At 65.4% G+C, this 23,023-nt stretch carries 20 protein-coding genes and 1 pseudogene; 10 read left to right on the top strand and 11 right to left on the bottom strand.

What is annotated here, in order from left to right; all coding sequences use genetic code 11:
• Positions 1 to 64: 64 nt before the first annotated feature.
• The 6 genes and pseudogenes from F579_RS0108935 to F579_RS0108910 form a co-directional block, all read right to left on the bottom strand.
• Complete coding sequence (locus tag F579_RS0108935) at positions 65 to 931, bottom strand: endonuclease/exonuclease/phosphatase family protein (protein ID WP_019023522.1); 867 nt, start codon at positions 929 to 931, stop codon at positions 65 to 67.
• Positions 932 to 978: 47 nt separating this feature from the next.
• Positions 979 to 2,622, bottom strand: a complete 1,644-nt coding sequence (locus tag F579_RS0108930) for an acetolactate synthase large subunit (RefSeq protein WP_019023523.1) — start codon at positions 2,620 to 2,622, stop codon at positions 979 to 981.
• A 43-nt stretch (positions 2,623 to 2,665) separates the two neighbouring features.
• Positions 2,666 to 3,298, bottom strand: a complete 633-nt coding sequence (locus F579_RS0108925; RefSeq protein WP_019023524.1) for a thiol:disulfide interchange protein DsbA/DsbL — start codon at positions 3,296 to 3,298, stop codon at positions 2,666 to 2,668.
• A complete protein-coding gene (gene ccsB / locus F579_RS0108920; RefSeq protein WP_019023525.1) occupies positions 3,299 to 4,471 on the bottom strand; it encodes a c-type cytochrome biogenesis protein CcsB in 1,173 nt (390 codons plus the stop codon).
• 25 nt (positions 4,472 to 4,496) lie between these two features.
• A pseudogene (locus tag F579_RS0108915) lies at positions 4,497 to 6,555 on the bottom strand (cytochrome c biogenesis protein ResB).
• 265 nt (positions 6,556 to 6,820) lie between these two features.
• Positions 6,821 to 7,444 (bottom strand): cytochrome c, encoded by a 624-nt coding sequence (locus tag F579_RS0108910; protein ID WP_017925601.1) that lies wholly within the window; start codon positions 7,442 to 7,444, stop codon positions 6,821 to 6,823.
• Positions 7,445 to 7,889: 445 nt separating this feature from the next.
• On the opposite strand from F579_RS0108910, the gene yihA reads away from it, so the two are divergent.
• Positions 7,890 to 8,501, top strand: coding sequence for a ribosome biogenesis GTP-binding protein YihA/YsxC (yihA, locus tag F579_RS0108905; RefSeq protein WP_012981457.1), 612 nt, complete (start codon positions 7,890 to 7,892; stop codon positions 8,499 to 8,501).
• A 250-nt stretch (positions 8,502 to 8,751) separates the two neighbouring features.
• On the opposite strand, the gene F579_RS0108900 is transcribed toward yihA, so the two are convergent.
• From F579_RS0108900 to polA, 3 genes are all read right to left on the bottom strand, one after another.
• On the bottom strand, positions 8,752 to 9,399 hold the full coding sequence (locus F579_RS0108900; protein ID WP_019023527.1) for an SCO family protein: 648 nt from the start codon (positions 9,397 to 9,399) through the stop codon (positions 8,752 to 8,754).
• A 10-nt stretch (positions 9,400 to 9,409) separates the two neighbouring features.
• A complete protein-coding gene (locus tag F579_RS0108895) occupies positions 9,410 to 9,907 on the bottom strand; it encodes a hypothetical protein (protein WP_019023528.1) in 498 nt (165 codons plus the stop codon).
• Positions 9,908 to 10,181: 274 nt separating this feature from the next.
• Entirely contained in the window at positions 10,182 to 12,884 is a 2,703-nt protein-coding gene (gene polA / locus F579_RS0108890; RefSeq protein WP_019584613.1) for a DNA polymerase I, read from the bottom strand.
• A 118-nt stretch (positions 12,885 to 13,002) separates the two neighbouring features.
• On the opposite strand from polA, the gene F579_RS0108885 reads away from it, so the two are divergent.
• The 6 genes from F579_RS0108885 (at position 13,003) to ntrC (ending at position 18,358) form a co-directional block, all read left to right on the top strand.
• The gene (locus F579_RS0108885; protein WP_019023530.1) at positions 13,003 to 13,728 is read left to right on the top strand and encodes a TIGR00730 family Rossman fold protein; all 726 of its coding nucleotides are present in this window, start codon (positions 13,003 to 13,005) and stop codon (positions 13,726 to 13,728) included.
• 2 nt (positions 13,729 to 13,730) lie between these two features.
• Positions 13,731 to 14,129, top strand: coding sequence for a DUF2782 domain-containing protein (locus F579_RS0108880; protein ID WP_019023531.1), 399 nt, complete (start codon positions 13,731 to 13,733; stop codon positions 14,127 to 14,129).
• Positions 14,129 to 14,965: a hypothetical protein gene (locus tag F579_RS0108875; RefSeq protein ID WP_019023532.1), complete on the top strand. Its 837-nt coding sequence runs from the start codon at positions 14,129 to 14,131 to the stop codon at positions 14,963 to 14,965. Before F579_RS0108880 ends, F579_RS0108875 begins: the two co-directional genes overlap by 1 nt.
• 38 nt (positions 14,966 to 15,003) lie before the next feature.
• Positions 15,004 to 15,648, top strand: coding sequence for a DUF4124 domain-containing protein (locus F579_RS0108870; protein ID WP_019023533.1), 645 nt, complete (start codon positions 15,004 to 15,006; stop codon positions 15,646 to 15,648).
• 176 nt (positions 15,649 to 15,824) lie between these two features.
• Positions 15,825 to 16,922 carry a nitrogen regulation protein NR(II) gene (gene glnL / locus F579_RS0108865; RefSeq protein WP_038029698.1) on the top strand — a complete coding sequence of 366 codons (1,098 nt, stop codon included), beginning with the start codon at positions 15,825 to 15,827 and terminating at the stop codon, positions 16,920 to 16,922.
• Positions 16,922 to 18,358 carry a nitrogen regulation protein NR(I) gene (gene ntrC / locus F579_RS0108860; RefSeq protein ID WP_019023535.1) on the top strand — a complete coding sequence of 479 codons (1,437 nt, stop codon included), beginning with the start codon at positions 16,922 to 16,924 and terminating at the stop codon, positions 18,356 to 18,358. The genes glnL and ntrC overlap by 1 nt, the downstream gene beginning before the upstream one ends.
• A gap of 6 nt (positions 18,359 to 18,364) precedes the next feature.
• On the opposite strand, the gene F579_RS0108855 is transcribed toward ntrC, so the two are convergent.
• Positions 18,365 to 19,357 carry a dihydroorotate dehydrogenase gene (locus tag F579_RS0108855; protein WP_019023536.1) on the bottom strand — a complete coding sequence of 331 codons (993 nt, stop codon included), beginning with the start codon at positions 19,355 to 19,357 and terminating at the stop codon, positions 18,365 to 18,367.
• On the opposite strand from F579_RS0108855, the gene F579_RS0108850 reads away from it, so the two are divergent.
• The 3 genes from F579_RS0108850 (at position 19,356) to F579_RS0108840 (ending at position 22,258) form a co-directional block, all read left to right on the top strand.
• Positions 19,356 to 19,820 (top strand): tRNA (cytidine(34)-2'-O)-methyltransferase, encoded by a 465-nt coding sequence (locus F579_RS0108850; protein WP_019023537.1) that lies wholly within the window; start codon positions 19,356 to 19,358, stop codon positions 19,818 to 19,820. The genes F579_RS0108855 and F579_RS0108850 overlap by 2 nt on opposite strands.
• A gap of 118 nt (positions 19,821 to 19,938) precedes the next feature.
• Entirely contained in the window at positions 19,939 to 20,811 is an 873-nt protein-coding gene (locus tag F579_RS0108845; protein WP_019023538.1) for a dienelactone hydrolase family protein, read from the top strand.
• A gap of 238 nt (positions 20,812 to 21,049) precedes the next feature.
• A complete protein-coding gene (locus F579_RS0108840; RefSeq protein ID WP_019023539.1) occupies positions 21,050 to 22,258 on the top strand; it encodes a 6-phosphofructokinase in 1,209 nt (402 codons plus the stop codon).
• Positions 22,259 to 22,352: 94 nt separating this feature from the next.
• Here F579_RS0108840 and adk read toward each other — a convergent pair whose 3' ends face one another.
• A complete protein-coding gene (gene adk, locus F579_RS0108835) occupies positions 22,353 to 23,009 on the bottom strand; it encodes an adenylate kinase (protein ID WP_019023540.1) in 657 nt (218 codons plus the stop codon).
• Positions 23,010 to 23,023: the final 14 nt, after the last annotated feature.

The following is a 23,023-nucleotide window of genomic DNA, read 5'->3' as shown; positions in this document are numbered from 1 at the left end:
TGTGGAGTGTGGGTGTGCCGGGATCATTTAACCGCGTCCGCGACGCGGACGCCACCAGTGGGGATCAGGCGGTGTGGCGGGTCCCGTGCAGCGACTGGGCGGCGGGGAGTTCGATCTCGATACCGACCGGGAGGTGGTCGGACAGGGCCACGTTGTACACACGCATGTCGCTGACATGCAGGTCCGGTGTCAGCAGGATGTGGTCGAACACGAGCCGCGGATCCCAGGAGGGATAGGTGGCCGGGCAGCTCATGGGCTCCAGGAGCCCGGTACGGGCAACCAGGCGGAGGATCTCCAGGCTGTCCTGCTGGCAGTTGAGATCCCCCATCACCACGGCGTGACGTTCCGACTGGATCCGCTCGGCGACGTAGTCCAGCTGGGCCTGGCGGGCGCGCCGGCCGAGTGCGAGGTGCAGCAGAAACAGCACCAGTTCCTCGCCATTTTCCATCGCGTAGCGGGCCTCGATGGCCCCGCGCCCCGGCAGCGGTCCGGGCAGGCGGTGCATCTCGACCCGCTCCGGCTCCAGCCGCGAAAACAGGGCCAGCGAGTGCTTGGCGAATTGGCCGAGATTGCGATTGATTCGGTTGTAGGTATGCGGGAAGCGGGCCTTTTCCGACAGATAGGAGGCCAGGTCGACAAAGTTCGAGCGCAGGCTGCCCCCGTCCAGCTCCTGGACGCCGACGATGTCGAAATCGGAGATGAAGCGCGCGACGCGGTCCAGGTTGCCGATCCTCCCCTTGTAAGGCAGGACGTGCTTCCAGGAGTTGGTCAGATAGTGGTGCAGGCGCGACGAGGGGATGCCCACTTGGGCATTGAAGCTCAACAGGCGCAGGCGCTGCGCCCCCTGGTCGTGCTGATAGGTCAGTCCGCGGACCTCCGGCGAGGCCGGCTGTGCGCGAACGGGTTCGGCATGCTTGCCGTCGGCCGTCATACTGCTTGGTTCCCCAGAGAATGGCGGAAGGCCCGCCTGGATACTCCCTAAAATGGACAGACCAATTCGCCCAAACGTTCCGTCAGCTTCAGGTTTTCGCTGTAGTCGACCGGGCAGTCGATGATGGTGACACCGGGGGTGGCGAGGGCCTCGCGCAGGGCGGCCTCCAGGCTGTCGTCCGGGCCGATGCGCACGCCGCTGGCGCCAAACGAGTGCGCCAGCTGCACAAAATCGGGGTTGCCGAAATCGACAAAGGCCTTGCGCCCGTACTCGCGCACCTGCTTCCACTCGATCAGGCCGTAGGCATTGTCGTTCCAGATCAGCACGACAAAGCTCTGGTTCAGACGCACGGCCGTTTCCAGTTCCTGCACATTCATCAGGAAGCCGGCATCGCCGGTAACCGCGATCACCTGGCGTTCCGGGTAGAGCGCCGCCGCCGCGATAGCCCCCGGCAGGGCGATGCCCATGCTGGCAAAGCCGTTCGAGATCAGGCAGGTGTTGGGGAGCTCGCAGCGGAACATGCGTGCCATCCAGAGCTTGTGCGCCCCGACGTCCGTAATGACCACGGCGTCGAGCTCGGCCGCGGTGCGCAGGTCCCAGATCAGCTTCTGCGGCTTCAGCGGGAACTGGGTGTCCTCGCGATGCTCGTTCATGTCGTCGATCAGACTCTGGCGCAGCGGGCGCAGGATAGTCTCCTCGCGCGGGTCCACGAGATCCGTGAGGCGGGCGAGGCAGGTGTTCAGGTCGCCGATCACCTCGGACGAGACGTTGTAGTGGCCATCGACCTCGGCCGGCGCGGAGTCGATGTGGATCAGCGTGCGGTCCCCCGTGGGGTGCCAGAGCTTGGGTGGATATTCCACCAGGTCGTACCCGGTGCAGACGATAACGTCGGCCTTGTGAAATCCGAAATTCACGAAATCCTGGCTTTGCAGGCCGACCGAGCCCAGGGCCAGCGGGTGGCGGAATGGCAGCACGCCCTTGGCCATGAAGGTGTTGGCTACCGGGATATTCAGCGCGGAGGCGAGCTGCGAAAGGGCACCGCTGGCCCCCGATCGGATCACGCCGTTGCCCGCCAGGATCAGCGGATGTTTGGCCTCGTTGAGCAGCTTCGCCGCGGCCTCCAGCGAGGCCTCGGCCGGCACCGCCTCGGGGCCGGCATGGACCGGGAGCGGCGGGTTGGGGCATGGCAGGGCCGCCACGTTCTCCGGCAGCTCGATGAAGCTGGCGCCGGGCTTGCCGCCCTCGGCCCACTTGAAGGCCTTGCGGACGATCTCCGGCAGGATCTCGGGCTCGACCACGCTGGAGCTGTACTTGGTGATCGGCTGGAACAGACCCTTCAGGTCAAGTACCTGGTGCGACTCCTTGTGCAGTCGGTGGGTACTGGCCTGGCCCGCGATCGCGACCAGCGGGGCGTGATCCATGTTGGCATCGGCCACACCGGTGATCAGGTTGGTCGCACCCGGACCAAGCGTCGCCAGGCACACCCCGGCACGGCCGGACAGGCGGCCATGGACGTCGGCCATGAAGGCCGCGCCCTGTTCGTGGCGCGTGGTGATGAACTCGATGGGGGAATCGGCCAGGGCGTCGAGAACGGCCATGTTCTCTTCGCCCGGCAGGCCGAACACGCGCTCGACCTGTTCCTGTTCCAGGCATTCGACCAGTCGCTGGGCCGTGGTGACGGTTGTGCTCACGCGTTACGCCACCCGGTCGGCTGGAACCTGGACACGGGCGGGATCAGCCCCGGGCCCGTTCGATCAGGAAATCGGCGACGTCGAGCATCTCCTCGTGGCTGCGCGTCATGCTGGCCGAGACCACGGCCTCGCCATCGATGACGAGGGTGGGCACGCCCTCGACGCCGTACTCCTGGACGTCCTGGCCGGCCTCGGTGACCTTGCGGCGGATTTCTTCGGAGCGCATCACTTCGCGGAACTCGTCTGCATCCAGACCGCGCTGATTGATAAAGCGCAGGATGGCGCTTTCCGAGCGCAGCTCGCGGCCCTGGTCATGTATGGCGTCATAGAACGCCTGGTGGACCTCGTCCAGGACCTCCAGCTTCTGCGCGGTGTAGAAGACACGCGCATGCAGGGCCCAGACATCGTTCATCGGTGCGGGCAGATAGACGAACTCGACATCGTCGGCCAGCCCTTTCTGCCACTCCTGCACGTAGGGCTCGAACGAGTAGCAGTGCGGGCAGCCATACCAGAACACCTCGACCACCTGGATCTTCCCGTCTTCCAGCCCGGTATCAATGGGCGGCTGGATGGTCCGGAAGTTCTGGCCGTCCCGGTATTCGCGGGCCAGGCTGGTGCCGGTTGCCAGCAGCAACCCGGCACCGCCCATCGCACCCAGGAAATCACGACGCCTCATTTACAGCTCTCCGTAGGAATGCAGCCCGGACAGGAACATATTCACGCCCAGGAAGGTGAAGGTGGTGACGAACAGACCGATGATGGCCCACCAGGCCATGACCGGGCCGCGCCAGCCCTTGGTGAAGCGCATATGCAGCCAGGACGCGTAGGTCAGCCACAGGATCAGGCTCCAGGTCTCCTTCGGATCCCAAGTCCAGTAGCCGCCCCAGGCCTCGGCCGCCCACATCGCGCCCAGCACGGTGGCGATGGTGAAGAAGGCGAAACCGATCGCGATGGACTTGTACATCACGCTGTCCAGCGCATCCTTGCTGGGCAGCCGATGAGTGATCGCGGCATCCGGCCGGGTGCGCTCGAAACGGTGCTTGATCAGGTAGGCCACACCCAGCATGGCCGCGATGGCAAAGCCGCCGTAGCCGACGAAGTTGGTCGGTACGTGGATCTTCATCCACCAGGAGTTGAGGGCCGGCACCAGCGGTTCGATCTCGTGCGCCTGGCGGTCCCACATGTACCACAGCAGGAAAGTCACCGAGGCGGCGATCACCAGCATCACGAAGGCGCCCATGGTGCGCTGACCGGTGCGCTGCTCGTAGTACAGGTACATGAGCGTGGTCATTACCGCCAGCAGGATGAATACCTCGTAGAGGTTGGACACCGGGATGTAGCCCCAGCTGGGGTCGGTCAGGTAGATCTCGCGCCAGCGCACCATCAGCGCCATCATGCCGGCGCCCGAGCCGATCCAGGCGAAAGCGGCCCCGAGGCGCGACGGGAAGTCGGATTTGGTGAACAGGCCGAGGATGTAGGTCGCGGTGGCCATGTAGAGCATCACGCTCATCCACATCACACCGGCCTGGCCGGAGCCAATGTAGTTCAGCCAGAAGTTGGTGCTGCCCCGGGCCAGATCGTCACCGTACAACCAGACCCCGAACAGCGAGAGCGCGGCGACGATGATCGAAAAGAGCTGCCAGGGGCGCCAGAACCAGCCCAGCCAGGCACTCATGCCGGCGGCGAGGATCAGGCCGCCGGTATCATAGCGATCCATCAGGTGGCCGTACTGCCAGTGAGCGATCACCGCAACGGCGAGCACCAGCGCAAAGTATGCCCAGTCGAGCGGCCGGATGCGCCGGAAGATACTGGGCCGTTCAAAATCCAGGGCCTCATGGGGTACTGACATGGATCGCTCCTCCGACTGCTACCGGTTAGTCGTTCTTATTAGTTGATTCATTTCTGGCCATCGTCCGAGCCGTTGGCCGGCTTCTGATCGATGATCCAACGCTTAAGATGCGCGAAACGGTTCTCGAATTCCACCTTGTGCCGGTTACTGGTGCCGGCCATGGTCACCTGAGTCCCGCGGCCGTCTTCACGGCGTCGGGCGATGATCCACAGACGCTGATACGACACATAAAACATCAGGAAAATCCCGATGATCAGCATCACACTGCCGGTGTACACCGTACTTTGCCCCGGGGCGCGCGCAATCTGCAGACCGGAGGCCTCGCGGTGTTCGAAGTCGCTCAGGTGGAAATAGAACGGCGACTCGTAGAGGCTGATCGCGTTGATCGCGGAGACCGCATCTTCCAGCCAGCGCTGCTCCTCCTCCTGGATCGAGACCACACCCTCGTCTTCCAGGACCTCCATGTACAGGCCCTGTAGCCCGGCGTGCAGCACCCGCATCAGGAGCTGGCCGACCTGCTCGCGCTGTTCTTCCGGCACGCGGCGGTCAATCTCCGCGTGCACCGCGCCGTATCCGCCCTCGGCGAACAGGCGCATCAGCTCCGAGGTTGTCTGCGCGATCGCGGTACCGGAGGGGTCGTCGGCCGCGACTTCGCGCGCGATGGTGTTACGCACCTCGGCGTTGTGCAGCATCGCCAGATAGGTCCGGAAACGGTCCAGCGAGTCATCGGCATCCGCCGGCAGGAACAGATAGTGGAACTCGTCGCCGGGGCTTTCGCGCACGCCACTGAGGAAGTACATCGCCCCCTCCTGTAGCGCCGGGCGCATGTAGTTACGGTAGTACAGCCCGTGCCCGGTGCGGTCCATCAGGCGGAAGTCGAAGGCGGGACCAAGGTGCCGGTTTTCCCGCTGCCCTTCCTCGTTCAGGAGCGGTACGACGTTTTCGTCACGGAAGTCGATGAACTCAATGGTCCGCGTGTCACCCTGCGGGGTCGGGATCTCCTGCTCCTGGAAGACCCGGCCTGGAACTTCGAGTGAACGCAGTGCCTCGCCACCGAGCGGGATCGCCTCGATATCGAGGCGGGTTCCACCATCGGCAAAGCTCGCCTGATAGATCGCGTACCCGTTGTAGATCAGCGGGTGGTTGACCGAAATGGTGTGGCGCAGAGGTTCGTCACGCTCGGGGTCATGAATGATCAGATCGGATTCGAAGGAGCTCTCCGCACCGGTCGAGAAACGCTCGATGCGAAATTCTTCCAGCTCAATTCGAAACGGCAGTTGCTGGACGAAATAGCCCTCTCGCATCGGCAGGAACACCACGTCTGCGGAGGAGCCTTCCGGGATCTCGACCATGCCACGGAACGAGGGATTGGAGACCGGCACCCAGGCCGACCGCGGGACCTCGGAGACCGGGACGCTCCGGGTCTCGATCTCGATTATACCCAGCCACTCTTTGGCCTTGAGGAGCGTCGAGCCGTCTGCCAGCGCGCCCACGCAGATCACCACGATCCCGACGTGGGTCAGCAGATAGCCGAGGCGGTTCCAGCGGCCCTTCATGGCCGCGATCACGGTCTGCCCCTCGGATTCCTTCTCGCGCGCCTTGAAGCCCTGGGCCTTCAGCACGCGCCGCGCATGATCAACGAACTCTTGTTGCGACTGATCGAGTTCCCCGGTCGCGCTCGAATGGAACGAGCGCAGGGACTTCTCCTTCACCTGCAGGTTGTAGCGCCGCAGGTCCTTCAGAATGCCCGGACTCTGACGGTAGACGCAGAACGAGGTGGAGGCCACCAGGAAGGTGACGATCAGCAGGAACCAGGTGGCGGAATAGACCTGATAAAGCCCCATGCCGGCAAAGATCTCGTGCCAGAAGGGGCCGTAGTCGATCAGGTACTCAGTGTAGGGCTGGTTCTGGACGAGGACCGTGCCAATCACCGAGGCAATGGCCAGCGCGACCAACAGGGTGATCGCCAGGTTCATCGACCCCATGAACTCGACCAGGATGCGGCTGCGCCGCGGGGCGCGGGCGGACTTGCTGCGGGCACCGGCCGCGGGAGCAGAACCCGCCACCTGTTCGTTATTCGACATACTGAAACCTGCGTTGACCTTCGCGACTATGCGAAGCACCCCTGTCGGGATTCAATTTCCTAGACAAACTGCACGGAAGTTTCGTGCAAACCCTGTTACTGGAGCGGGCCAGTTCCTCTGATCCGACCTGTCTGACGTGCCGAGCCCTCGCTCCATTCCCGGTAGCGGAAAAATTTGTCTGCCCCGGACAGCAAAAAAGGGGCGGCCCATGGCCGCCCCTTCCCTGGGAGGTTCGCCGCCCGGACTGCACGGCGCTCCGGCACGATCAGTCGGACGACAGCCCGGCCATGTACTGCGACACGGCCTCGATGTCTTCGTCGGACATGCGCTGAACCACGTTGCGCATCATGCGACCGGCGTCGTTCGCGCGCTCGCCGTCACGGAACTTGCGCAGCTGGTTTGCGCTGTAGGTGGCGTGCTGGCCAGCCACCTTCGGGAACATGGCCTCCGGGTTGCCCTGGCCGTTCGGGCCGTGGCACGCGATACAGGCGGCGACGTTCTGGGACGGGATGCCGCCACGGTAGATGCGCTCGCCACGCTCGACGACGTCTTCGTCGGCGGTTTCGGTGGTGATGGACTGCTCGGCGAAGTAGGCCGCCAGGTCGCGCATATCCTGCTCGTCCAGATCCGCGACTTCGCCCGCCATCAGCGAATCGGAGCGGGTCTCGCCTTCCTGGAAGTCACGCAGCTGTTTGACGGTGTACTTCGGGTGCTGGCCCGCGAGCTTCGGCCACTCCGGGTTGGTCGAGTTGCCGTCCGCCTGGTGGCAGGCCGCGCACGACTGGGAGATTTCCTGGCCGCGCTGGGGATCGCCCGCCTGAGCTGCCGACAGCGGGAGCAGCAGGGATACGGACAGGGCAGCAAAGAGAGCGGAAAGCTTGTGGTTCATGATCGAAGATTCTCCTGCATGTAAATGCGTGCCGGGTCAGACCCGCGTTCCTTGTGCCCCTTGGCAGGGCGATCAACATAAGGGGCGCAGTTTATAGCACAATGCTAAATTACGCTCAAAAATATCCCGAGCCCCGCACTCGGCCAAGGGAAACACTGATCAATGTGCTCGCTCGCGTTGGTACCCCAGGTTTTCCGAGGCAAGGCGCGGTGCGCATCCGGTAGTGATTCTACCGGTAAGCGGCGCAACGCGGGATCGGGGAACCTGGGGTACCAACCCCGCAAGCCATTCAAAGCAGGGGCTCGGACTCTTTTGCCCACGCACGGCGTTGAGGTTCCCTTGTGCAGAATGACGGCACGGCAGCCGCCGCGCCTTGTCCGCCCGCAAAAGCGACGAAGCAGCGAGCGTGTACATTAATCAGTGTTTCCCAAGGACGCCCCGCCCCATGGAACCCCGTTTTCGCGAGACCGCCTTTATTAAGGGCGTGGCCCAGGTCGAGCAGCTCCCGGAGGATGACGGCATCGAGATTGCCTTCGCCGGGCGCTCGAATGCCGGCAAATCCAGTGCCCTGAACGCCCTGTGCGGGCGCAAGGCCCTGGCCCGGGTGGGTCGCACGCCCGGGCGCACGCAGGAGATCAACTTGTTCGCACTGCCGCCGGACGAGGCATGGCGGCTGGTGGATCTGCCCGGCTATGGCTACGCGAAGGTATCGGCCGGCCAGCGCCAGCACTGGGACCGGCTGCTGGGGGATTACCTGCAGTCGCGCGAGTGCCTGGCAGGGCTGGTGCTGATCATGGACATCCGTCGTCCCCTGACCGAGCTCGACCGTCAGCTGCTGGAGTGGGTGCCGCTGGAGCGCTGCCAGTTGCACTGCCTGCTGACCAAAGCCGACAAGCTCTCGCGGCAAGCCGCCGACAAGCAATTGCACGCGACCCAGCGCGAGCTGGAAGGCTTGGGGATCGAGGCGACCCTGCAGACCTTTTCATCATTGAAAAATCAGGGGGTCGACGACCTGCGCGGCCTGTTGACCGAGTGGCTCCAGCCGGTCGAAGACTGACCGTGGCCCGCGCCTCGGGCAAGAACCATGAACCCCAGACAAAAAAATGCCCCGGCCTTGGGGAGGGCCGGGGCAAGATTCGGCCTCGACAGGGGGGAGCGAGGCCTGCCCGCTCAGGGAGAGAAGCGGGCTCGCGCTGGGCTAGAGCGCTTGTAACGTAAGAAAGCGTTCGTTGCCTCGAGTTCCATCCGTTCCGGAAAATGAACGTGATTGGCATCACAGTCCTGAGCGCGGCCGCCCAGAGGGCCCGTCAGTCGGCGCTTTCCCGGTGTCCGGCATGTTCCAGCAAGGCCTCGATCAGTTCGGCTGCGCTGGTCCCGTGCGGGTGAATCTCCAGCAGTTCGCCATCGGGCCCAATCAGATAGGTGGATGAGCTGTGGTCGATCACATCGCCCATGGCCGAGTCCGTTGCGCGCCGCTCGTAGAAGACGCCGTAGCGTTCGGCTATGGGCCTCAGGTCGTCCTCCGGTCCGGTGGCCGCATGAATCCCGGCATGAAAATGGCCCACATAGTCGGCCAGGCGGTCCTCGGTATCGCGCTCCGGGTCGACGCTGATCAGTACGCCGTTCACCTCGCCCTGCCATTCTTCCGGCAAGCGGTTCAGCGCCCCGCCGATCCAGCCGAGGCTGGTCGGACAGGCGTCCGGGCAGCTGGTGTAGCCGAAGTACAGCCAGATGTACTGGCCCGCGTAGTCGTCCAGGTCGAACCGCTCCGCATGGGTGGCCACCGGCAGTTCGATGGGGCCGCCCTGCACCTCGTCGGCGACTGGCAATTGCGCGTGGGCCGCGAAATCGCGCTGCGGCGGTTCGCCCGGAGCCAGGGTGACGTACACGAGCAGCGCACCGGCGGCGACCACGGCAAAGGCCCAGAAGAGGCTGCTGACGGGGATGCGGTTCATAACGGACTCATCAGTGATCGCGGGCCGTGACGAAGCGGAATTGTGCAAAGGCTTCGTCCGGCGCGCCAGCGGGCATGGCCGTGGCGGCCCAGGTCATGGATTCGGTCACGCAGATCGGCAGGGTGGTCGTGCCGTGATACTCGCCTTCGCCGGCGTGTTCCAGCGCCGGGCGCTGATACCCCATGAACATCTCCACGCCCGCCAGATCGAGTTCCAGCGTGTCGGGTGTCCCGAGCGCCGCCCGTGCCGGTTCATCCAGCACCAGACGCAGCTCCAGTTCGCGCAGCATGGGCACGGGCCGCGGGCTGATGTCGAGCGTGATCGTGCCCCCCTTGGCCAGTTCGGCCGTGCACGGACCGGCATTCAGGTCGCAGTCCTCCGGCAGGACCACTGGCAGACCCATTGGGGCGCCACCATCCAGGTAGCGCTCGGCCAGCATCCAGCCCGTCGCGAGCAGCAGCAGTGCGACCAGCCAGGCGGCTATACGGTTAAAGCGGCGGGCGGACATTGTGGTTAGGGAAACACTGACGAATGTACACGCTCGCGCTCGAGTCGCTTTTGCGTGCGAACAAGGCGCGGTGAGCGCAGTGTAGCCGAGCTACATAAGCGAGCCGCAACGCCGTGCGCGCGCAAAAGCGGCCGAGCCCCGTGGGGTTGGCACCCCAGGTTCCCCGATCCTGCGTTGCGTCGCTTGCGGGTAGAACCACTACCCGCTGCACGACGCGCCTTGTCTCGAAAAACCTGGGGTGCCAACGCGAGTGTGTACATTCGTCAGTGTTTCCCTAGTGGGCGTCGTCCCAGTTGGCGCCGGTGCCGACGTCCACGACCAGCTCGACGTCCAGATCGGCGGCCCCGCTCATGGCCTGGCGCACGAGCGTGGTCAGGTCCTCCACCGCCGCATCGGCCACCTCGAACACCAGTTCGTCGTGGACCTGCATAATCATGCGTGCCTCGATCTTCGCCGAGGCGAGGTCATCGGCGACCCGTACCATCGCGCGCTTGATGATGTCGGCGGCCGTGCCCTGCATCGGGGCGTTGATGGCGACACGCTCGGACTGCTGGCGTCGCGCCCCGTTGCGGCTGTTGATCTCCGGCAGGTACAGGCGGCGGCCGAACAGGGTCTCGACATAGCCGTTCTCGCGCCCGGAGGCGCGCGCGCGCTCCATATAGTCGTGCACGCCGGGATAGCGATTGAAGTAGCGGTCGATGTACTCGCGGGCCTCGCCCTGCTCGATGCCGAGGTTGCGCGCCAGGCCCCAGGCGGACATGCCGTAGATCAGGCCGAAGTTGATCGCCTTGGCCGCGCGGCGCTGATCGCCGGAGACCTTTTCCGGGTCCAGCCCGAAGACCTCGGCGGCGGTCGCGCGGTGGATGTCCTGGCCCTCGGCAAAGGCCTTCAGCAGGCCGGCATCCTGCGACAGGTGGGCCATGATGCGCAGCTCGATCTGCGAGTAGTCCGCCGCCAGCAGCTGGTGGCCCTCATCCGCGATGAACGCGCGGCGGATGCGCCGGCCGGCTTCGGTGCGCACCGGGATGTTCTGCAGGTTCGGCTCCGAGGACGACAGCCGGCCGGTGGCCGCCCCCGCCTGGTGATAGGAGGTGTGCACCCGTCCGGTCTCCGGGTGGATGCGCCGGGGCAGGGTCTCGGTGTAGGTGCTGCGCAGTTTGGACAGGCCGCGATGCTCGAGGATCAGGCGCGGCAGGGGGTAGTCGTCCGCCATCTGCTCCAGCACGTCCTCGGCGGTGGAGGGCTGGCCCTTGGGCGTGCGCCGCAGCACCGGCAGGCCCAGGCGCTCGAACAGGATCTCCTGGATCTGCTTGGGCGAGCCGAGGTTGAACTCGCCGCCGGCCTCCTCGAAGGCCTCGCGCTCGATGCGCTCCATCTCGGCCAGCAGCTCCTGGCTCTGCTCGCCGAGCAGATCCGGGTCCACCTTTACGCCCACGCGTTCGATATCCGCCAGCACCGGGACCAGCGGCATCTCGATCTCGCGGTAGACGAACGCGGGGCCTTCAGCCTCCTGCAGCCGTGGCTGGAACACCGCATCCAGCTGCAGGCAGATATCGGCATCCTCGCCGGCGTAATCGGTGGCGATGCCGATATCCACCTCGGCAAACGGGATCTGCTTCGCCCCCTTGCCGGCCACGTCCTCGTAGTGCGTGGTCTGGTAGTCCAGGTGGCGCTCGGCCAGGGAGTCGAGGTCGTGGCGGTTGGCGCCGGCGTCCAGGCAGAACGACTCGAGCAGGGTGTCGTCGACGATGCCGCGCAGGGTGATGCCGTGATTGCCCAGCACGTTGCGGTCGTACTTCAGGTGATGCCCCAGCTTGCCGTGGCGCTCCGACTCCAGCCACGGCTTCAGGCGTTCGAGCGTCTCCGCGCGCGGCAGCTGCGGGTCGGCATCCGGCCCGGTGTGGGCCAGCGGCAGGTAGTACGCGGTCCCCGGCTCGAAGGCGAAGGACATGCCGACGATCTCGGCGCGCATCGCATCCAGGCTGGTGGTCTCGGTATCGAAGGCGACCCGCTCGGCCTGGTCCAGACGCTCCAGCAGCTCGGCCAGTTCGGCCTCCTCGCGCAACGTGCGGTAGTCGCCCTTCGCCTGCGCCGAGCCCGGATTGCCGCCGGCGGCCTCGTCTTCGCTGCCCTCCAGCTCCGCGCGCCAGCGGGTGAAGCCGTAGCGGCGCACCATCTCCAGCAGGCGCTCGTGATCCGGCTCGCGGATGTTGAGGTCGTCGGGGCCGACGTCCAGCTCGACATCGCGCTTGACCGTGATCAGTTCGCGCGAGGTGGGCAGGCGCTCGGCCGCGGCGCGCAGGTTCTCGCCGATCTTGCCGCCGATGTCGTCGGCCTGTTCCAGGATGGTGTCGAGGTCGCCGTACTTCGCGATCCACTTGGCCGCGGTCTTGGGGCCGACCTTGTCCACGCCCGGGATGTTGTCGACGCTGTCGCCCATCAGCGCGAGGTAGTCGACGATCTGCTCTGGGGCCACGCCGAATTTCTCCTGCACGCCCTCGGGGTCCAGCGTGACCCCGCTCATGGTGTTGACCAGCGTGATGCGGTCATTCACCAGCTGCGCGAGGTCCTTGTCGCCGGTGGAGATCACCACATCGTGCCCGGCTGCGGCGGACTGGTCGGCGAGGGTCGCGATCACATCATCGGCCTCCACCCCCTCGACGCACAAAAGCGGCAGGCCCATCGCCCGCACCAGTTCGTGCAGCGGTTCGATCTGGGCGGCCAGCTCTTCCGGCATCGGCGGGCGGGTGGCTTTGTATTCCGGGTAGATGTCGTCGCGGAAGGTCTTGCCCTTGGCGTCGAACACCACCGCCATGTGCTCCGGGCCGTAGTCCGCGCGCAGCTTGCGCAGCATGTTGGCCACACCAATCATCGCCCCGGTCGGGGCGCCATCCGGCGCGGTAAGCGGCGGCAGGGCATGGTAGGCCCGGAACAGATACGACGAGCCGTCGACCAGGACAAGGGGGGCTTGTGACATCAATGCGGCATCCGTTCGGAAGGTGCGCGCCATTCTACAGCCCCGTCTCAGGCCGCGACCATTTGTACCGACCCGGGGCGGCCGTTACGCTTGGCCTTCGACACGAGGAACCCGCCGCATGAACGACCGCGAACGCGCCGAACACCCCGGCCTGCGCCCGATTGACGACTCCGCCCTGACCCGCGAAAGCTGGAAGATCTTCCAGATCATGGCGGAGTTCGTGGAGGGCTTCGAGCGCCTGGCGCATATCAAGCCATCCGTGAGCATCTTTGGCTCCGCGCGCTTCCCGCCGGGGCATCCGCATTACCTGCTGGCCGAAGAGGTCGCCCGTCAGTTGTCGGATGCTGGCTTCGCGGTGGTCAGTGGCGGTGGCCCGGGCATCATGGAGGCAGCCAACAAGGGCGCCTTCGCCGGGTGCTCGCCCAGCATCGGCCTGAATATCCAGCTCCCCCACGAGCAAAGCGCCAACCCCTATCAGGACATCGGCCTTGGGTTTCGCCACTTTTTCTCGCGCAAGGTGATGTTCGTGAAGTACGCCTCCGCCTATGTGGTCCTGCCGGGCGGTTTTGGCACGCTGGACGAACTGGCGGAGATCCTGACCCTGGTGCAGACCGGCAAGACCCGGCGCATTCCGATCGTGCTGGTCGGCTCCGAGTTCTGGAAGGGGCTGCTGCACTGGTTCGAGGACACTCTTGTGTCCGAAGGCACAATCGACGCCGAGGACCTGCAGCTATACTCGTTGGTGGATGCCCCGGAAGACGTGGTGCGCGTGATTTTCGAGCACTACGAGGCGCGCAGCTTCGAGCCTTCCGCGGAAGAAAAGAAACGCATGATGGAGCTGTGAGCATGGCCGCTAAACCCACCCGTTACCCCGCCGCCATCCTGGCTGGTCTGTTCCTCGCGCCGGCCCTGGCCTTTGCCCAGCAGGAGCGCGAGTGGGACGATGCCCCGCCGCCGCCCGAGATGCCGGACGAGGCGGAGGTCGACCCCGCGCCGCCCGTTCTCGACGAGCGCGCGCGTGAGCAGCGCGGCCTGGAAGAGGCCGACATCGTGATCATCGAGCGCGACGGCGAGACCCGGCGCGAATACCGCGTGGGCGGCCAGCTGGTGATGGTCGAGGTCATCCCCGCGGCCGGTCCCTCCTACTACCTGATCGACAGCACCGGCGACGGCTTGCTCGATCGCCGTCAGCGCGAGCTGGAACCCGACTTCGTACCGCCGTCCTGGGTGATTTTCCAATGGTAATGAATGAACACGACCTCCAGGCCTGCGCCGCGGCCTGCGGGGTGATCATCGAGTTTCGCGAGGGCGAGGCCTTGCTGGCGGGGCAGCCCGTGCAGTGCCTGCGTCTGTCGGCGGATGCCGCCTCCGGTATCGAGGCAGCCCTGAAAGACGCAGGTATCAACCCGCTGGCCATGGCCGATGCCGACGGGGCGCGGATTCTTTTGCTGGATCAAGGTCAGGCATTGTGCGAACCCCTGTCGGCCGAGGGCCCCGGAAGCCTCGAGGCCCTGGGCGAGCGGGCCGCGAGCTGGCAGGCCCTGCACCCGGCGAGTGCGATGCCGGAGGCCACCGGCTATCGCCGCGGGGTACTGCAGCAGCTATTGCGCGAACGCGCCGATGCCCTCGGCCAGACGCTGTCGGCCGACGAGCGGGAGACGCTGGATGCCGAACTTCACCACCAGAGCCTTTATCGTTTCGAGGATCTGCCGCTGGCCGGGAGCTATTGGCACTCGGTGCGGGTCTATCCGGAAGGGGCGGGGCTCGCGGACCTGGTGATGCCGCCGGCGCCGGTGCCCGCCTTCTGGCAGCTCGCGCGCATCGCACTGGCGATTGCGGTGGACGAGGCAGGCGAAATTCGAGCCGATGCCTACCGCTCGTTGCTGGCGGGCTACCATGCCAAACGCCCGCTGGCCGCGATCGAGCGCGGGGCCGCACCGACATTGCTGCGCCTGGCCGCGCTGGACGACTGGATCGCCCGGCGCGAATCCGGTACGACGGGCGAAGCCGAACGCCAGCGGCTCGTTGCGCTGCAGGGGCATGCCGCCCGTGTGCAAGGCATGTGGGTGCACGCCGCGTAGGTGGCCAGGGTCGGGGGTTTCGGCCAAGGAGATCGACGATGAACAAGGTCTGGGTGCTGTTTCTAGTCGCGATGTGCCTGCCGGCGCTCACCCAGGCCGAGGTCTACCGCTGGACCGACGACCAGGGCAATGTGCACTTTGGTGACCGTCCTCCCGAGGGCAGCGCCAGCGAGTCGGTCGATGTGCGTGAGCCCATGCGCGGGGTACCACTCGAGGGTGCCCGCGAGATCCTCGAGCGTCCGGTGCGGCCTCAGCAGGAGGAGGCCGATGCCAGTGGCTACGAACGCGTCGCGATTACGCAGCCGGAAGACGGATCCGGCGTGCGTGCCAATGACGGCAATGTCACTGCAGAGGTGGCGCTGGAGCCGGCACTGGATGCCGAGGCTGGCCATCGCGTCGTCTGGCTGTTGAACGGCGAAGAGGCCGGCGACAGCACCGGCTCCAGTATCACCTTCGAGGGCCTCAATCGAGGCGAATACAGCCTGCGGGCGCGGGTAGAAGACGACGCCGGACAGGAGCTCGCCAGCAGCGACACCATCCAGTTCAACGTGCTGCGCATGGCGATCCCGCGCGAACAGCAGCAACAACAGCGCCCGCAGCAATTCCCCCAGGGTGGGGCCCCGCAGGCCCCTCGGGCCCCACAAGCCCCGCGCGCACCCCAGCCCCAGGTCCCGCAGAACTAGCCGCTCGCACCAACTCCGTGCGCATATTGCCCCATTATAGTGCCTTTTTTGCACTATAATGGGGCGGCGCTTTGCGATTGCCATCATGGCAACCGCGCCTGGGCGCTTTCCGGCCCGCGGATGATCCACCCCGTGCGGTGCCCCTGTTTGGCGCGATTCCTGCTTGAGGCCCGTTGATGAACAATCCTGTCGCCAAGCCCGCCCCAGCTCCATGGCCCTGGTGGGATGACCTGTCTACAGCCGTGCTGGTGACGGATGGCGAGCTGCGCCTGGTCAGCCTGAACAGTGCGGCCGAAGTCCTGCTGGGGCTTAGCCGCGAGCGTATCGTTGGTCACGGACTGGGGCAGTGGCTCAGGCTCGACCGCAGCCTGTCCAATCGGCTGCGGTCGGTGTTGTCGCTCGATCAGCCGATCACCCTGCGCGCCCGACAGATGGAACCATTGCGCGCCGAGCCCTTCCTGGCGGACATCACCATCACGCCCCTGCGCGGTGAAGATAGTCGAGCGTCACAGCTCTTGTTCGAACTCAACGCCATCGATCGCCACGAACGGATCAGTCGCGAGGAACAGCTGCAGAAGCAGCAGGCCATCACACGTGCGGTGACCCGCGGACTGGCCCACGAGATCAAGAACCCGCTCGGTGGCCTGCGCGGGGCCGCGCAACTGCTGGCCAGCGAGCTCGACGACGACGGGCTGAAGGAATACACCGGCATCATCATTCGCGAGGCGGATCGGCTGCGCAGCCTGGTGGATCGCATGCTCGGGCCGAACAATCTGCCCCGCCTCGAGGCCGTAAACCTCCACGAGGTGCTGGAGCATGTGCGCGGCCTGGTCAGTGTGCAGCTGCCGCTGGGTCTGAAGATCCGCGGTGACTATGACCCGAGCATCCCCGATGTGCAGGCCGACCGCGACATGGTGGTGCAGGCCATCCTGAATCTGGTGCAGAACGCGGTGCAGGCGTTGAGCGAGGGCGGCGAGATCACGCTGGTCTCGCGCGTGCTGCGCCAGTACACCATTTCTGGTCACCGCCACCGACTGGTGGCGCGCCTGAGCGTGCGCGACAACGGCCCGGGCATCCCGGAGGAGATCCGTGAGCGCATCTTCTTCCCGATGGTGACCGGCCGCGCCGCCGGCACCGGGCTGGGCCTGCCGATCGCCCAGAGCCTGATCCAGTTGCACAACGGGCTCATCGAGTGCCGTTCACGACCGGGCAGCACCTCGTTCGACATCCTGCTGCCGATCGAACCCCAAAATGCCAAGGAGGCCGGCAACTGATGGACCCCATCGTCTGGATCATTGATGACGACGACTCGATCCGTTGGGTGCTGGACCGCGCCCTGCAACGCGCCGGTATCCAGGTGCGCGGATTCGAGACGGCCGACGCGGCCTGGGCTGCGCTGGAGACCGACGAGGCCCCGGATACGGTGGTGGCCGACATCCGCATGCCGGGGCTGAACGGCCTCGATTTTCTCGCCCGCATGCAGACCCGCCCGGATCCGCCACCGGTCATCATCATGACGGCGTTTTCGGATCTGGAGAGCGCGGTCGGCGCCTACCAGACCGGGGCCTTCGAGTATCTGCCCAAACCGTTCGATGTCGACGAGGCCGTAGCCCTTGTTCAGCGAGCGCTGGAGGCGCGGGCGACTGCGCAGCAAAACGCCGAGGGTGGCGCCCGGATCGAGGACACCCCGATCATCGGCGAGGCGCCGGCGATGCAGGAGATGTTCCGCGCGATCGGGCGTCTGTCGCGCAGCAACATCACCGTACTGATCAACGGCGAGTCCGGTACCGGCAAGGAGCTGGTCGCGCGGGCCCTGCACCAGCACAGCCCGCGGGCCGATCAGCCGTTGATCGCCCTGAATACCGCCGCGATCCCGAAGGACCTGCTGGAGAGCGAACTGTTTGGCCATGAACGTGGCGCCTTTACCGGCGCCAGCCAGAGCCGCAAGGGCCGCTTCGAGCAGGCCGATGGCGGCACGTTGTTCCTCGACGAGATCGGCGACATGCCGTTCGACCTGCAGACGCGTTTGCTGCGGGTGCTGGCGGACGGAACCTTCTATCGTGTCGGCGGGCACACCCCGATCCGCGTGGATGTGCGCATCATCGCCGCTACCCACCAGGATCTCGAGGAGCGTGTACGAGCGGGGCTGTTCCGCGAGGATCTGTTCCATCGCCTGAACGTGATCCGCATCCATGTGCCGTCACTGCGCGAGCGCCCGGAGGATATCCCGCTGCTGGTGCAGCACTTCATGGCCGAGGTGGCGCGCGAATTGGGCGTGGAGGCAAAGACCATGCGGCCGGAGGTGGTGCGTGAGCTGCAGCGCTTGCCCTGGCCGGGCAATGTGCGCCAGCTGGAGAACACCTGTCGCTGGTTGACGGTCATGGCATCGGGGCGCGAGGTGCATCTGGATGACCTGCCGACCGAGCTGCATCAAGAGGCCCCGCCCATGGAGGCCCATGGAGGCCTGTCGGACGCGCAGATGGCCACGCCGCGGGACTGGACCAGCGAGCTGGCCCAGGTCGCTCGGCAGCACTGGCAACAGGGCGAGCGTGATCTGCTTGGGCGGGTCCTGCCACAACTGGAGCGCACGGTCATCCGCGAGGCGCTGAATGTGACCGGTGGGCACCGCCAGCAGGCTGCCGCCCTGTTGGGCTGGGGCCGCAACACCCTGACTCGCAAGATTCAGGAGCTGGGCATCGACGACGAGTAGCGCGGGTCAGGTCGTCGGGTCTTCCGGGGCCGGGGCGGCGCAGGCGGAGATCGCGCTGTTGAGCTGCAGGCTCCCGGTCAGCTCGCTGACCTGCTGGATGCCGTGGCAATTCATGTAGTCGCGGATGCCGTCCAGGATCTTCGGCAGGCACAGCGGATCGTAGAACAGACCGGTCCCGACACCCACGGTGCTGGCGCCGGCGATCAGGAATTCCAGGGCGTCGCGCGCGGTCAGCACACCGCCCTGGCCGATGATCGGCACGTTGTGCGGCGCGGCCACCTGATAGACCTGCTGTACTTTCAACAGCGCAATCGGCTTGATCGCCGGGCCGGAGAGTCCGCCCTGGTTGTTGCCGATCACCGCACGGCGGCTTTCCACGTCGACGGCCATCCCCATCAGGGTGTTGATCACGGCGAAGCCGTCCGTCCCGGCGTCGATGCACCGGCGGGCGTTTTCGGCAATGTCGGTCTGGTTGGGCGAGAGCTTGGTGATCAGCGGCTTGGAGGTTACCGAACGGCAGGCCTCGACCACGCGCGCGGACATCTCCGGGTCGTTGCCGAAGGCCACGCCGCCTTCTTTCACGTTGGGACAGGAGATATTGATCTCGATGGCATCGATCGGCGAGTCGTCGAAACGCCGGGTGACCTCGATGTACTCCTCGATTGTGGAGCCGGAGACGTTGGCGAAAAAGCGCGTCTCCTCGAAATCGAGCGCGGGCAGGATCTCGTCCACCACCCGGTCGACGCCCGGGTTTTGCAGCCCGATTGCGTTCAGCATGCCTTCCGGGGTCTCGTAGACGCGGTGCGGCGGATTACCCAATCGCGCCTGGCCGGTCGTGCCCTTCAGGCAGATCGCACCTGCGTCGCGATTGGAGAACCCCGCGACCCGGGTGTATTCCTCGCCAAAGCCGACACAGCCGGACAGCAGCACCAGCGGCGTGTTCAAATGCAGCCCGCAGAAATCAACGGCCAGCCGCGGATCGGTGCGCGAATCACTCATGCTTCACATCGTCCTTTATGAACCGGAAATCCCGCCGAACACGGGCAATATTATTCGTCTGGCGGCCAACACCGGGGCGGCGCTGCACCTGATCCATCCGCTCGGCTTCGAGCTGGACAGCGCCCGGGCGCGCCGCGCCGGGCTCGACTATCACGAGCTGGCCCGGGTGCAAGAGTATGACAGCCTCGACCAGTGGCGGGAATCGACCCGGCCGCAACGCGTGCTCGCTCTGACCACGCGCGGGCAGGCCCGTTACGATCAGGCCGGGTTCCAGTCCGGTGACGCGCTGTTGTTTGGCCCGGAGACCCGCGGCCTGCCCCAAGCGGTACTCGACGCGCTGCCTCCCGAACAGCGACTGCGTCTGCCCATGCAGCCCGACAGCCGCAGCCTGAATCTCTCCAACGCGGTGGCGGTGGTCGTCTATGAGGCGTGGCGCCAGCTCGGTTTTCCGGGTGGGGTCTAGTGGCTGATGCGCTGGGCAGGAAGCCGTGCTTTGCTCTAAGCTCGAAGGCGTGGCTCACGGCTGCGGGACCCTTGGTTGGACCGTCCGCGCGGCTCCAAGAACAAGGGGTTCGGGATTCATGTTTTCTGCTTTGCGATCGTTCTGCCTGCTGGTCACCGCCAGCCTCCTCGTCGCGCCGCTCGCCGCGGACGAACCCACCGGTTCCGACAACTGGTGGTGGGATGACGACTGGTGGGAGGACGGCGTGCTGTATTCGGACCTTGAGAATCACGAGGTCGAGATCGAGCGATTCGAGTATGAGCGCGACGGCGTGGACATCCCGGCGCTGGTGGCGCGCCCCGCCGATGGCGAGGCCTATCCCGCGATCCTCTGGGCACATGGCCGGCGCGGGCTGGACGATCTGGCGATCCTGCACGTGAAGCGCCTGGCCGCGCGCGGCTTCGTGGTGATGGCGCCGGACCTGTACACCGGCCGCTTCATGGAGACGCATCCGCTGGATCATGACTACGAACTGGAGGGCGACCTGAACCAGGGGCTGGATGTCCTGCTCGAGCGCGACGACATCGTCGGCGACCGGGCCTGCCTGGTGTCCATCACGCGCGGGGGCTACAAGACGCTGAAGGTCGCAGTGACCTACGAGCGCCAGGTCGAGGACGTCGCCTGCTGGGCCGGTTACTACCCGCACCTGCAGGACCCGAACCTTGGCGAGCCGCACCAGGTGTATCGCTACGCCAACGAGGTCAATCAGCTCGAAATCCCGATGATGATCCTGATCGGCGAGGACGAGCAGTATCAGCGCCACCGGACCGCGAAGATGGCGGCAGACGGCCTGGAAAGCCGCGGCGGTGATGTGACCTGGATCGAATATCCAGGCGTTGGCCGCGGCTTCGATTTTCGCAACGGCAGCAACCGCACCTTCGCCGACGATCTGGCCTCGCGTGACGCGATGATTCGGGTCACGCGCTTTGCGAACCAGCATCTGCGCGACTGAGTTCTCCCTCGACTTCCTCTCCTGGCCTGCGAGCTGGCACCACCGACCCACCGGGTTGGTGGTGCCGTTGCACCCGTGGGCCCTCCTCAGTCAATAAGTCTTTGATAATACAATTAAACGTTTCCGTGCGGCGAGTGCGGAATTTGCTATCTTCGGGCCTTATGTCACTGAGATGCCCGGTCGTTGCGCGGCCGATTCACGGTTGGAACGTACTTAAAGTCGCAGAAGGAGGACGAAGATGGCCAAGGTTCTGATCGCCCAGGGTGGAGGCCCGACGGCGGTAATCAATCAATCCATGGTGGGCGCGGTCCTGGAAGCCCGGAAATTTACCGACGTCGAGCTGGTATACGGGGCCTTCCACGGGGTCCGCGGGATCATCGACGAGGAATTCCTGGACCTGACTCAGGAGACCACCCACAACCTGGAAATGGTCGCGCAGACGCCCTCGTCCGCCTTGGGTTCGACGCGCGACAAGCCGGACCTCGACTACTGCAAGGAGATCTTCAAGGTTCTGAAGGCCCACGAGATCACCTACTTCTTCTATATCGGCGGGAACGACTCCTCTGACACGGTGCGCATCGTCAGTGAGGAGGCACGCAAGGCCAACTACCCGATGCGCTGCGTGCACATCCCGAAGACGATCGACAATGACCTGGTGGAGAACGACCACACGCCAGGTTTTCCCTCGGCCGCTCGCTTCGTGGCCCAGGCCTTTATCGGCGCCAACCTCGACAACTATGCCCTCCCGGGGATCTACCTGGCGGTCGTCATGGGGCGGCACGCCGGATTCCTGACCGCGGCCTCCGCCCTCGGGAAGAAGTTCCCGGATGACGGCCCCCATCTGATCTATGTGCCCGAACGGGTATTCGAGGTCGATCGCTTCCTCTCGGACGTCAAGGCGACCATGGACCGCCACGGCCGCTGTGTGATCGCGGTCAGCGAGGGCATCCACGATGCGGACGGCGAACCGATCGCGACCAAGCTTGCCAAGGACGTGGAGAAAGACGCCCACGGCAACGTGCAACTCTCCGGTACCGGGGCCCTGGCCGACATGCTCTGCGACGAGATCCGCAGCAAGCTGGGGGTCAAGCGCGTGCGCGGCGATACCTTCGGTTATCTCCAGCGTGCCTTCATTGGCTGTGTCTCCGATGTCGATCAGCGCGAGGCCCGCGAGGTGGGCGAGAAGGCCGTGCAGTTCGCAATGTGGGAAGGCCGCGACGGCTCGGTCGCGATCAAGCGCACCGGCTTTTATTCGGTGGACTACGACTATGTGCCGCTGGAGGCCGTTGCGGGCAAGACCAAGGTGATGCCGGACGAATTCATCGATGCCTCGGGCACCGATGTGACCGATGCCTTCCGGATGTATCTGCGCCCGTTGCTGGGCTCGGGCATGCCGGATGCCTATCGTCTGCGCAAGAACAAGGTGACCAAGGTGCTCGGTCGCTAGAAAAAGGCCCTGGTCCCGTGTCCGGGGCCAGGGGCCAAGTACAGGGGGTTTGATCCCCTGACAAAGCCCGCTCGGTACGCCGGGCGGGCCTTTGCTATCCGAGGGCCTTGAAGATCTGGTCGCGGATGTCTTCCACCGATCCGGTCCCCTTGATGTGGACATACTTCGGCGCGCCGGCGTCGCCACTGTCCGCCCACTTCGAGTAGAAGTCCACCAACGGCCGCGTCTGGCTGTGATAGGCCTCCAGACGCTTGCGCACGGTTTCCTCGTTGTCGTCCTCGCGCTGGATCAGATCCTCGCCGGTGACGTCGTCCTTGCCCTCGACCTTCGGCGGGTTGAATTCGACGTGGTAGGTGCGCCCGGAGCCGGGATGCACCCGCCGTCCGCTCATGCGGCGGATCACCTCTTCGTCGGGGACATCCACCTCCACGACAAAGTCGAGCGGCACATTCTGCTCCTTCAGGGCCTCGGCCTGCGGGATGGTGCGCGGGAAGCCGTCGAACAGGAAGCCGGTGTCGCAGCAGTCGGGCTGCTCCACGCGTTCCTTGACCAGACCCAGGATGATGTCGTCGGAGACCAGGCCGCCTGCATCCATGACCTCTTTGGCCTTCAGACCCAGTGGGGTGCCTGCCTTGACGGCTGCACGCAGCATATCGCCGGTGGAGATCTGCGGGATGTTGTACTTCTCGCAGATGTACTGGGCCTGAGTGCCCTTGCCGGCGCCGGGCGCCCCCAACAGAATCAGTCGCATGCTCTCGCTCCTAT

The sequence above is a fragment of the Thioalkalivibrio sp. ALJ21 genome (assembly GCF_000378605.1).
In the GTDB taxonomy this organism is placed as follows: Bacteria; Pseudomonadota; Gammaproteobacteria; order Ectothiorhodospirales; family Ectothiorhodospiraceae; genus Thioalkalivibrio.
The sequence above is the reverse complement of the archived record's forward strand: the minus strand, read 5'-3'. Positions and strand labels throughout refer to the sequence as shown.